Source organism: Neisseria elongata subsp. elongata, assembly GCF_900113545.1.
In the GTDB taxonomy this organism is placed as follows: Bacteria; Pseudomonadota; Gammaproteobacteria; order Burkholderiales; family Neisseriaceae; genus Neisseria; species Neisseria elongata.
In genome coordinates this window covers 37,200-49,017 of the sequence record NZ_FOPS01000003.1, presented here as the reverse complement: position 1 = coordinate 49,017, position 11,818 = coordinate 37,200, and the positions used below count along the sequence as shown (strand labels likewise).

Sequence of the window (11,818 nt, the reverse complement as noted above, 5' to 3'; positions counted from 1 at the left end):
AAATGGACTGCATTGGGATAACTCATTCATTAAATCTGGTTCATGAAGCTTTGGAACGAGCAGAAGATGGCATTCGGAGGAACCTGCCCCTTCGAAAGCAAATCGACTGCAGCCGCTGTTAGTGGAAAATAGAGAACATTTCCATTTGTCTTTAGAGCACTGCCGACTTTGCCAACGGTGTTTGCAAATACCATGTGGTATTCAATATTTAAGTCTTGCGCGGCTGCCGCAACTTTTTGAAGGGCATGAGCACCGTTCGGTCCGCTCCAAGATGGCCGTCTATTCATCGTTGAGACGAGCCTTTTTGCTTCTGCTTCGGACGAGAAATCCATCCAATACGTCGTCAGTTCGAAGCCACGAAATACTTCTCCGTTGTGCCAAACATAATCAAGATCTACGGTACTGTAGCCTCCATTGATCGGAGACAATATGTAGTCATAACTATTGTTAAACTGTGGATCTACAAATTGGGAAAAGAACGGATCGTTTGGAATTATCAGCCTTGGCTGGGCTGTGTAATCGAGGTAAACTTCACCCACTCCTGAATTGCTTTTTGGACGAGTGTCACCTTGCGAGTTAATAAGGTTATTGCTGTTTCTCTCAAAGATATAAGCCAACGTTGAGGTATTGTTGGACAGCGCAATTGGCCATACGACTGACTGATGCCCATACTTGTTAACAAGAGCATCCACAATTGGCTTTTCCGGTTTTCCTGTTGCAAATCCATAGCTTGGCGTAGCTTGTGCCATTTTTCACCTCATGAGGCCATAGGCCTCAAAAGGCCACAGCGATTAATAAAAAGTCGAACGAAGAACTCGTCCTGATTGGTCGATCAATACGAGTTTTAGAATGATCTTCTTTGAGCTTACATCCCTAACCTAGTTAGAGCTTGGTCGTACCAAAGCAATAGTTTTTCGTCCTCCTGCAAAGCATCCTCTGGAAGTTTTTGGGCAACCGAGACGATAGTTCCGTAGTCTTTCCTTGCCCAAGCATCCTTAAATCCCGCGCGCATCACTTCGAGCCTGAATTCTTTTAGGCGACGTCCTGCAAAATCTTGATACTGCGCAAAATCTTTGAGCAGCACCTTCTCTCGTTTCTTCTCCAAATCTAGAGCTTTTGTTGGGTCAGGCACAAACCATCTATCCAAGGCTCTCTCAACAAGCCTCGAATCAGACTTTGCAAGCCCACGAAGGTCCTTGAAATTTGAAGATAGATAGCTGTGAATTTGACTGGGAACCTCTCCATTACCTGTGTACTTGAGGAAGTTCTCCTCAAGAAGTGATAGCAGCTCCGGTTTTTCTTCGTGTTTTTTCCACCCAGCACCCAGCTGACTAATAAAATTACCATGAAGATCTTGGTACGTTGAGGGCCTCACTTTCAGATAGTCACTTAACCAATCAATCGCACTACGCTCGTCAGCAATAAAAAGCTCCATCTGCGGTGCATTTGCAAACTGGAGACGCTTTTTGTCGTATTCCATCGCCTGACTCGAAAGGAAGACCATTCCATCCCTAATTTCGAAGTGAGCGCCTAAGCCAGACTGGAATTCTTGTGATGACATGGGAACCGGCATATTGTGTCGGACAAACCAGGCAATCATTCTGTCGAACAAAATTCGTGGATCACGTTCCCCAACAAATTCGAGCATTCCATTTGCGTGTTTGACGACTGGCAAGTAGCCCAAGTGGGTTCGCACGAAATCCCAAACTGATTCTTCGGTGCCACCGCCACGAGTCGTCCGATCTTCCAATCCGCCATTTGGCTTATATGCAGAAATCACCAAATCTTGCTTAACGGCAGTAGTCGTTGTAACGGCCTTGAAACTTCCCTGCTGCTTGTCAAGCGCCGAAACATTGGCCACGACAAAGCCAGCTTCTTGAAGTGCCGTCTGTATCGCGTTCCATACCGAAGCCTGAGTGTTTGAAAACTCCACGGTCATCCACCGACCTGGCTTTAATGCCTCGTAGGCCCGCTTAAAAGAATCCGCCATCAGTCGCCGGTAATCATCAAGGCCCTTTTTTTGCGCTTTACTGGCTATGGCCTCATGGCTGTTATCCGTTCTAATTCCGAGCCATGCCTCCCATAAAAAGCTCAGCTCTGAATAGTCAATATTTGCGCCAAAAGGAGGGTCCGTGAAAATATAGTCAGCAAGCACAGGGGCCTCATTGGTTGCTGAGCTTGTTCCAACGATATTGAAGTGCTTAATTTGCGAGAAAGCCTCAACAAGCCTATTAAGCTTGTTCTCGTATGCCACGTAGACATCCGCCTCCGAAATCTGCGAGCCGATATAGAACGTTCCACTGAGCGGGTTATACGGAAAAGACACTTCCGGCCTGTAGCGATTTAGCTTGCTTACGTTGATTAACTGCGCGTTAAACCAAAGCGTTGTCTGCGGCGACTTGCATCTAGCTTTGAGTGCAGCCAGGTAGGCAAGATTTCGTCTCGAATAGAAGTGGTGCACATGGGTCAGTCCAATTGGATCATTTCTCCGCGTCTCTCGCCCTTCGATCATGCGATCTTTGGGAAACCAATATGGAATTGTCATTGCGTCTATCTGCGCAATCAGTTCGAGGTCAAAAGCATCAGGTTTCTTTTCGAATCGACTTTTACCAACCGAGTAGTTGATAAGAACCGGAATCTGTTTTACCTGCTTAATATTCTTCCCGAGCGCATCATCATGGATCAGTACTAGCAGCTTATCCATCTTCCGTTTTGTTAGTTCTGATCCGCAGTGAGGGCAATCAAATGCATCACTTACCTTTCCGCTACTCTTGTCTACGGCAGCCTCCCAGAAGACAACTTCGCCAGCACAATCTGGGCAAGTAAAAACATCGGACCATACGGTGTAGTTGATGCGCCCCACTTTATTTGAAAGTTTGGCTAACAGCTTCCGCTCTGACCGGATTGAGTTAATCGCATTAACAACCTCCTCTTCGGTTGGCTGATGGAGTGTTTGATACATCCAGCCAAACTCGCATTCGACCTCGCGCAGGATAGACAGCGCCTCGTCTTTGAAGGAGTGCACATCGACGGGAGAGTTGTAGTTAGCTGCAATAAAAGAAGCAACCGGCGATAAATCATTCAATATCGCATGGCGAGCGCCAAGCCTTGAGAACGGCACCCATTTCCCGCCTGCATCTTCTCGATCTTTTGAATACACAACACCGTCTTTATCCACCATGTACCCAAGAGACTCGATTACCTTCTTATCGCCACACATCTGCGCAGCGACCCCGGTCATGCCAGTCCCGCAAAATGGGTCATAAACAATATCGCCAGGCTGCGTGTAGTGTAGGATGTAGCGCATGATGGCTTTATGAGGAACTTTTGTGTGGTAACTATGCGCTTTATAGATTGGGTCCATCTTCCCTTCGCTGACATCTGCAGCAAACGGTTCGTGTACAAAGCTGCCATTTGGCACGTAGGGTTTGCCTAGATGCTGAACGAAGCTCGATATAAATGGGTTCGGACATGCTGTGTAGTAAGGAGGATTCGAGAGCGAAAGAATTTTCTCGTCTGACCCAACAGGAAACCCTTCTGTTTTTCGAAATGTCGGATCTTTAAGCTTCTCAGCAAGCAGATTCAGATAGTGCTCGCGGCGAGCCTCGTCACTCGGGAACGTTTGCCCGAGGCATTCAACCGGGCCGGACTTGGCCGCGTGGTTCTGGAAAAGATCACTCATCAGTCGTACCTCAAATTCTGGTTGTCATGGTCGGTTGATCACGTCGCATCACTCGATCACGAAGCGTAGCTTGGTGGCATCCTTGCCCTTGCAGCGCTCGTTCATGAAGGTGTCGAAGCGCTTGCGCAGGTCGTCCGACGTGGCCGGCGAGCCGCCTTGCAGCAGCGCTTGTTTGATCTCGTCGCCCTTGACCGCGATCTTCTCCAGCCCCGACAGCGCCTCCTGCACGGCATTCGCAAACTCGGTGGTCATCGGGTCCGGCAGCTTGCGCGATGTCAGGAAGGCGTCGATTAGCTTCTTGGACGCGGGAGGCAGGAGGCCCAGACTGTCTTGCGTGAACGGGTCTTCCAGGTTCTCCAGCAGGGTCTGCTGCCAGTTGGCCAGCAGTTCGTCCAGATCGTCATCCAGCTTGTGCAGGCGGTTGGCCGCCGGGATCAACTCCAACTGCTCGACGGACGGGCGGAACTGGCAGTGCGGGCAGACGGCGGCCGTGACCAGGGTCGGCTCATCCAGCGAGGAACAGCTCTTCAAGCCGTTGAGCGACTCCTCGAAGGCAATGAGTTGGCTGGTGGGCATCAGCGAGACGCCGGCCAACACGCGCAGCGCCAGCAGGCGGTCGTCCTTGCGCAGAGCGTTGCGGGTCTTGTCCTCAGCCACGCCCAGCCGCGCCTTGCTGTGGCTGGCGATGTAGGCGGTGATGTAGTCCTTCTTGAGCTGGTTGAGCGTTTGCCGGTATTCGGCGGCGTGCTCGGCCGTGCGGTCCTGGCTCAGCCTCTCCTGTAGCGCCTTGCGGGCGGCTTCGGCCTGCTTCACCCACGGATGCTCGGCGGGCAAAACCATCTCGGCCTGCGAGAGGTAGGACGCCGTGCCGCCTAGCTCCACCACCAGTTCGAGCAGACGCTCGACGGCAGCCAGGATCTCCAGATTTTTCTTCTGGCTGTCTAGGTCTTCCTGCGTGACGCGCAAGTTCTTCAGCTTGCCGACGGTGTTGTACGGCGCCAGCGACTCGGTGAACTTCTTCAGCGAATCCAGCCGGACGAGCCAGTCTTTGGTTTCTTCCTCGCGCAGCAGGTTCTGGCCCCAGAAGCCGAGCTTGCCTTGCTGCAGATCGGAACCGGCCTTGAGCACACGGGGCACCAGCGCACTGATTTTCTCCTGCAGTTTGATGACCGGCTCGGTGTCGCCCTGGCTGGCCTTCTGAGCCAGGCCCGACGGCAGGTCGAACAATTCGAACAAGGCACGAAGCACCGCGAGGTTGATCTCCTTGGGTGCTTCGATGTGCTTGAACTGCTTGAGTTCCTCCAGCGAGCGTTCTGCCAGCTGGGTCAGCTTTCCGGAGTCGATCTTGTCGCCGGTGATCGACAGCACGATGTCACCGGAGTAGACCAGCCCGCCCAGCACAGTAACCAACAGGTCGGGTTCCAGCCGGTACTTGATCGGCGTAAAATACTCGACGTCAGACGTTCCTGACAGCAGTTCGCTGCGGTTGAGCACCTGACCGTGGCCCTTGGCCTTGAGTCGGTTCAGCACTTCCTGCGCATAGCGTGAGTTGGCCGGATCGACGCGGTCGCCATCGAGCAGTTCTAGCGCATCAAGCACGGCGAGTGCATCCTTGGTGCGAGTACCGCCGGCCAGTGCGCGCAGCGCGTTGCCGATCAGTTGCTTGCGGTTGGCCTCGGTGACAAGCACCGAGAAGGTGGGATATTCCGGCGAGAGATCGACAAAACGCTGGTCCAGTGCCAGGCCGGAGACGATGTTCACCACGTCGCGGAAGTTGATGCGCTCGTCCGAGCCCAGTCGCGCACGGTCGCGCAGGGACACGCCCTTGAACCAGTCCTGCAGCGTCTTGGTCTTGCCCTGGTAGGTGACCTCGAACGCGGTCATCTGCTTTTCCTGCAGCCATTTGCTCATGGACCGCAAGGAATCTTGAGCCTTGGACAGGTAGATGGCCTTCGCACCGCCGCTGGCGGTGGACGCCAGATCCAGTGCCGCCGCGTATTGTGACAGGTAGCGCTTGTAGTCTTCGTCGGGTGACTTCAGACGGAAGAACACTTCGTCAGCCAGGTTGTTGTCGCTGAACTTCGGCTTGTCGAAGGGCTGGAGGAAATAGATGTAGAAGTCACGCTCAGGCTGCGCCGTGGGACGGTCGTTCGGTGCCCCGAAGAACAGGTAGCCCATGCGCTCGACGCGGCGCTCCTGCCACTCGATCTGGTACTGCCAGATCTGGAAGCCGGGGTAACGCAGGTCGTCGCTGCATTCCATCAGTGTTTTGATGGCTCTGTAGTAGGCGCGGTCTAGCGCATCGTCGGACAGGGCTTCGGCGCGCTTTTCAATCTGCGCGTCGTAGTCGATGTCTTTCTTGAGATCGAGGTAGTACTGCTCGGTGTCCGGCGCCTTGGAGATGAACTGGCCGTTGACGGTTTTCAGCACTTCCCGCATCACGGTCTGGACCATAGAGAGCAGGTTCTCGGCTGGATCGCCGGGCATGTCCTCCACGCCCGGCTGGAACAGGCACAAGGCATCGCGCAGCTCGGCGGCCGTGGGGCCGATGGGCACATGAATGTCGCCGCCCGTGGTCAAACGGTGTACAGCCAGCGCATTGATAACGCGCAGAGCCATGGCTTTGTAAGCCGGGCGCGTGAAGGCTTGCTGGACCCGCGACTCCAGCACTTCGGACACGCGCATAACCTCCTTGATGTTCGGGTCAGCGCGCAGTACCGAGTTGGCCTTGACGGTGTTCCAGAAGCTCTCGTAGCTGATGAGCAGCGGCTTGTCGTCGGGTACTTCCTGGTCGAGGATGGCCAGCATGGCGGCCTCGATGGTCTTGAGTGCGCCGCGCTTCTCGGTGAAGTGGATCTGCTCGAATGTCTTCAGGTAGTCTGGGTGAACCGGGAACAACCTCACGTATTCATCCATGAGCTCGTTCATGGAGCCGTAGAACTTGGCGAACGGCGTGAGGTATTCGCGGATCTTGTTCTGCTGGTCGGCCGTTTTCTTGAGCAGGCGCGCGGAGACGACGAAGCTGACGTCCTGGCGGTCGATCAGGATCTGCGTGAAGCGCTCGTTAACGCGGCGCATGCTGTCGGCAACGTGCTGGAAGCGCACGCTGTCGAAGATGGCTTCCTGCACGCCAGCCACGAAGCGGAACTTCAAGTGCTTGGTGACTTCGCCAATCTGACGCAGGATGGCCAGGTCCTGCACCAGCTCGTGATCGCGACGGGACTGCAGGTACTCCAGGAACTCATCGACAACCAGCAGCACACCCTGGTCCGGGAATTTCTCCGCGAACGCGGCCATCATCTCCTCGAAGGAGTCCTTGTTGTTAAGCTCCTTATCGGCGGTCGGGAATGTGTAATCGACGCCGAGCTTTTCGAGGAAGCGCTCAAGCTGTAGGGTGATGATCTGGCGCAGCGGCATCTGCAGGCCACCCACCTCGATGCGCAGCACCTTGAAGCGACCAGCGATTGGGGCAACCGCCTCGGCGACCTTGGGGTGGCGGATCAGCGGTGCGTAGGCCACATCTTCGGCCACCAGCGACAGCACCGACATCAAGTGCGACTTACCGGTGCCGTAGTTGCCGACGATCAGCATGCCCTTGTGATCGACCGAGTCGTCAAAACTGAGCTGAGGAACCATGAGCTTGGAGATCCGCTCGGCCATGTCATCAGAGATGACGTATGTCGCGACGAGCTTCTTGGCCTCGTCCGGGCACCCGGCATCGAGCAGTTGAATGACTGACTCGATCTGCTCGAACTGGATCAGATCTCCGTATTTCATGTTCTTGGCCATATGGTTCTCTCTTCCCCGTAGCGTCAAATTTCAAGTACGGCCACGCCATCACGGCTGTAGTCACGATGTTCTGGATGGCTCATGTCGGCGTACACCAAGCGATCACAGCGCAGCTCGCCAGGCCAGACGGCCACGACGCGCTTGGAGTGAGCCAGCCGCCTGATGAGGTCAAGCGGGTTGATCTGCAGGCCCGGCTCGAACAACAACTCCAGGTTGTCGAGCAGCAGCGGGTCTTCAGTTCGTTCCTTGTCCGCGATCTCCCGCAGCAGTTCGCCTGCCGAGAAGCCGCGCTTGTTGTTCGGCGTAGCAGCCAAACGGCGCCCCAGCTCCAGGCCGACGTTGAGCGGCTCGATGTTGAGCTTGGCGCTGAGTTGGCGCAGCAGTTGGGTCTTTCCACTGCGGCTGGGTCCGATCAGCAGGATCAACTTGCTGTTGAGGTCGCCGATTTCGCCGATGAGTCGTTCGAGTTTTGCGAGCATGCTCATTCCCTCAGTCCGACTCGGCTTCGAGCCGTTGTTGATCAGGGGAGCGATAGCCTGGCGCCAGCACGGCATTGTGCACGCCGTAGATAGCCAGGTGGTCCTTCAGCCATAACCGGTACTCGTGCCCACGCAAGCTTTGGTCGAGCGTGCAGTCCACACTCCATTGGCGAAGGATATAACCGGTGGTGGCTGCACGCAGCTTCATCCGCAGCACGCCACCCTGCATGCTGTAGTCAATCTCTGTAATCTCTGGCCAGGGTTGATCGGGGTGTGGCACCAGCTTCAGCTCGACGATCTGGTGCCACTGAATGTCCTGATCACTCATCTCATCAGGTGCCACTGGTTGCCCCTTGAGCACCACCGGTCGCTTGATCCGAGTGATGACGAAATCTCGGAACTCTTGGGACTTCCGGTCGAAGGCGCGGACGTGCCAACGAAGGCCGTTGTCAATCAGTGCGAACGGGAGGACCTCCCGCTCAGTGCGACCACTGGAGATAGAGTGGTACTCGATGCCGAGCGGATACTCCTGGTGGATCGCCCGGGTCACGCTCGCCAGCACATCCAGATCCGGATGCGTGAGCCGTGACGGGCTCTCGCTGGTCACCCACGCCTTTAGCCGCATCGGCTCGCCATCGCCAAAGCCCTGAGTTAGCCACGACAGCACCTGCTCCGGGGTGAAGTCGAAGACTGGCCGGAAGTCTGGCCACAGGACGTAGGACTTGCCCTTGGAGTCGTAATCGATGTTGCCCAGGGCTAACTCCTTGTACAGCGCCAAATCCCTGGATGCGGCGGCGGACTGGATGCCAAACCGCGTGACCAGGTTCTGACGGCGTATCTCTCCGATGAAGCGCACGCGTAACTTCACAAACACGAGCCGGTCGCGTTGTGGCTGGGTGAGATCTGCAAGCTGTTCGTTCGACATCCTGGCTGGCTCGTTCGGGTTAGCAAATGCTTGTGCTGATTATTGCGGAAAGTATATGGTCTGCCCTAGAATTTGTCCATGACTCTATTTTGATTTGTGTGTTCGTCGTATTGTGATAACCACAATCGGCGCAGCGGCAAAAGGATCGATACGGGCGTCATGCAAAATTTCGCAGAGCTTCATCTCAAGCCAGAGACGCTGGCAAAGTACGGGTTGCCGGACATCGCGTACCCCGTTCGAGCAGCCAATCTGAAGTCGACCTTGCTCGACAATGGGGATCTTCCGCTGGCCGCGATGCTGCACGGCCTGCAACAGCGTAGCCGTGATGGGGAGGTCGAATGGCAGCGGCTCGAACCCGCGATGGATCGGCCTTGGCACAAATCGTGGCACAAATGACCGCAGCCAGTAGTATATGAACAGATAAAAAACGCCCTAAATCAAGGGCGTTTGTCTATACACATACTACTGGTTACGGGCTAGGTGGGTTCGGTTCCGTGTTCCACCACCAAGATATCTGATAAGTATCCTATACTTATCTCCATTTCTGTGTTTTTTGGCACACTATTGGCACATTTTCCATCAAAAAGCTGCTCGATTTTAGACTTTTCACGCTGCTTGTCAGCCAAGTCAATCCAGCGGGAGTAGTTTTCAAGTAGCCTTTTCATGGTGCTGTGTCCCATCTGACGGGCTACCCACATGGGGTTGGCTCCGGCCATGAGGTTGAGTGTAGCAAATGTATGGCAGGAGTTGTAGGGTTTCCTGTACCTTACCCCCGCTATTTTTATGGCGTGCTGCCACGGTCTCTACGCCCGGGCAGCCTATTTTGGTCTGTGTAAAGTAAGTGCGCAAAGCCATCTGAAGGCGATGTGTTTGAACCTGTTGAAAGCGGCTAACAGGCTAAGTGTGCCTGTTGTCGCCTAAAAAGCGGCCCGGATGCCTGATTATCAGGTATCCGGGGAGGATTAAGGGGGTATTTGGGTAAAATCAGGAGTGATTGGGGGCGGAAACAGCCGAAAACAGCCGAAAACCTGTGTTTGGGTTTCGGCTGTCGAAGGAAGGGCTTTTTTGTAAAGGTCTCAGTCTATCGTCGAGGGAAAAGGAACCGACGACATCGTTCGGGATCTTGGAAAGGTGGTGATATACAAGGACTCGTTCAAACAGGCAGGGACAAAAGTATTCAGCAAGGCCCAGTACCGCATGGAGATGATCGCCCGGACAGAGGTGCTCCGGGCACATAATATGGGGCGTCTAAAATTTCATCAGCACGTGGGAGTCAAACAGCTTGAATGGATGACAATGGGCGACGAACGAACCTGTCCCGTTTGTGGCCCCCTTAACGGAAAAATATTTCCGGCGGAAAAGTTTCCGCAGCAGCCAGCGCATCCATTTTGTCGATGTACAAACTTGCCCGACATGAACTCTTTCGAATTCGAAAAAATCGAGAAACTATGAAACTGATCCGCTCTCAGTTGAGTGAATGCTTTTGATAAGCTCCCTGGTCTCTTCCAGCAGTCCTAGAAGATTTTGAAACAGGTCACTCCGGGTTTGCTGCAAATTACGGAGTTCATCCAACTGTGAATCAACATTTTCTATCTCGGAAGAAATGGCACTTGAGACAAATGATTGTGTCGCCTTATCAAAGTGCATTTCAATTACATGCGCGGCATCGTTAAATCCAGACCTCACCGCCGAACGACTTTCTCTAAGATCAACTTCAAGTTGAGCTGCATCTGCGTCTTCTTTGATTTGCAATACAAATGTAAGAACCGTTCCCGCCACTGTGAAAACTCGTCCAACATTTGCCACAGTGCGTGTCCATTTGACCGCTTCCCATGGCTTGAAGGACTTCCCGAAAAATTTACCAATAGCTTTCACTGCACCGTGGGTTGCCGTACCGGAATATTGGTTGAGTTTGAAAAGGCCTCCGAGGGTTCCAGTTTTTGGCGTAAAAGAGTTCCTGACCAGAAATTCACCCAGCTTGGAAGATATATCCGATGCTTTTTTGAGGTTTTTCATTGCTTCAGGCGAAATAGATGCCTGCTCAATCCGATGAACGAGGCGCGGAAGCAACTCTTTGGCAAGCTCACTGTTGGCAATATCGCCAACGCGGTCATCTAATGCTTTCATGTGCTTGCCAATGACAACCTGAACAGATTTTTCAAGCTGTTCAGCAAGGTTTTGAACGCGATCCTGTGCGGCTTGCAGCTCCTGATCAACAGCTTTCTGATCGGCAGAACCATTGATCATGTCCGCGACTTTTCGTCCTTCCTGCCGGATTTGAGAACTCGCGTTTTGAATTTCTCCTTCCACCGCCCGTGGTATACGATCCTGTGTATACAAGAGTGCTCGGCGACGCTGCAACAAAAGCGCTTCGAGTGCATCAATGTCCTTATCACCCGTGGATTCACTGGCAAGTGCTTCTTGGAGAATCTGCTCAAGGCTATAAAGCGCCGTTGTGTATCGAGAAGACAACCCTTTTTCTCTAACGAACCTGTTTAGCTCTTGTGTGAATCCGTCGACGCCGCTTTTCTTCAACAGAATTTTTGCTATTTCGTCATCTGTCTCTGTTTTGCTTTCGAGCGCAGCTTCGGCATCGATAAAGGTAGTGCCAAGGTCTTCGGGGGTGAAAGGGGCGAGGACCTTGCGAAGATCCTCACGAATAACATTCTGTGCTTCCTGGCTGTTGCCTTTGGCGCACCTTCTCATTTTGTTGACTACAAGCATCATTTCATGTGCCTTGTCACGTTCTATGGCAAGGTTGCGAAAATGTTTTGCGAGGTGAGAATCAAACAGCTCATTTGTTACAACAAAGACAAGGAGGTCGGCACCTGCAATTGCTCTGTATGTAATTTCATCATGATCGGGCCTTAGGGGCGGTCTCCAAACACTGCCTTGAGCGAAAAAGCAAATTATTACCGATGGTTGTCCATTGATATAGTTCGA

Annotated in this window: 9 protein-coding genes and 1 pseudogene; 3 read left to right on the top strand and 7 right to left on the bottom strand. The window is 53.5% G+C overall.

Annotated elements, in window-relative coordinates; genetic code table 11:
- Positions 1 to 29 precede the first annotated feature (29 nt).
- The 5 genes from BM261_RS03755 to BM261_RS03735 form a co-directional block, all read right to left on the bottom strand.
- Entirely contained in the window at positions 30 to 749 is a 720-nt protein-coding gene (locus tag BM261_RS03755) for a hypothetical protein (RefSeq protein ID WP_074895324.1), read from the bottom strand.
- Between the two features lie 116 nt (positions 750 to 865).
- Positions 866 to 3,682, bottom strand: coding sequence for a DNA methyltransferase (locus tag BM261_RS03750; protein WP_074895322.1), 2,817 nt, complete (start codon positions 3,680 to 3,682; stop codon positions 866 to 868).
- A gap of 48 nt (positions 3,683 to 3,730) precedes the next feature.
- Positions 3,731 to 7,471, bottom strand: coding sequence for a DUF6079 family protein (locus BM261_RS03745; RefSeq protein WP_205277212.1), 3,741 nt, complete (start codon positions 7,469 to 7,471; stop codon positions 3,731 to 3,733).
- Positions 7,472 to 7,494: 23 nt separating this feature from the next.
- Entirely contained in the window at positions 7,495 to 7,950 is a 456-nt protein-coding gene (gene brxF, locus BM261_RS03740; protein WP_074895665.1) for a BREX-3 system P-loop-containing protein BrxF, read from the bottom strand.
- A gap of 10 nt (positions 7,951 to 7,960) precedes the next feature.
- Positions 7,961 to 8,875 (bottom strand): helix-turn-helix transcriptional regulator, encoded by a 915-nt coding sequence (locus BM261_RS03735; protein WP_074895320.1) that lies wholly within the window; start codon positions 8,873 to 8,875, stop codon positions 7,961 to 7,963.
- A gap of 159 nt (positions 8,876 to 9,034) precedes the next feature.
- Between BM261_RS03735 and BM261_RS03730 the strand changes: the two genes are divergently transcribed.
- Positions 9,035 to 9,271: a hypothetical protein gene (locus tag BM261_RS03730; protein WP_074895318.1), complete on the top strand. Its 237-nt coding sequence runs from the start codon at positions 9,035 to 9,037 to the stop codon at positions 9,269 to 9,271.
- Between the two features lie 80 nt (positions 9,272 to 9,351).
- Here BM261_RS03730 and BM261_RS03725 read toward each other — a convergent pair whose 3' ends face one another.
- The gene (locus BM261_RS03725) at positions 9,352 to 9,573 is read right to left on the bottom strand and encodes a hypothetical protein (RefSeq protein ID WP_074895315.1); all 222 of its coding nucleotides are present in this window, start codon (positions 9,571 to 9,573) and stop codon (positions 9,352 to 9,354) included.
- Between the two features lie 106 nt (positions 9,574 to 9,679).
- On the opposite strand from BM261_RS03725, the pseudogene BM261_RS12320 reads away from it, so the two are divergent.
- Positions 9,680 to 9,796 (top strand): annotated as a pseudogene (locus tag BM261_RS12320) (IS5/IS1182 family transposase); the annotation flags it as partial.
- 162 nt (positions 9,797 to 9,958) lie between these two features.
- The gene (locus BM261_RS12990) at positions 9,959 to 10,327 is read left to right on the top strand and encodes a minor capsid protein (RefSeq protein ID WP_205277219.1); all 369 of its coding nucleotides are present in this window, start codon (positions 9,959 to 9,961) and stop codon (positions 10,325 to 10,327) included.
- Here BM261_RS12990 and BM261_RS03705 read toward each other — a convergent pair.
- Positions 10,322 to 11,602: a hypothetical protein gene (locus tag BM261_RS03705; protein ID WP_074895310.1), complete on the bottom strand. Its 1,281-nt coding sequence runs from the start codon at positions 11,600 to 11,602 to the stop codon at positions 10,322 to 10,324. The genes BM261_RS12990 and BM261_RS03705 overlap by 6 nt on opposite strands.
- Between the last annotated feature and the right edge of the window lie 216 nt (positions 11,603 to 11,818).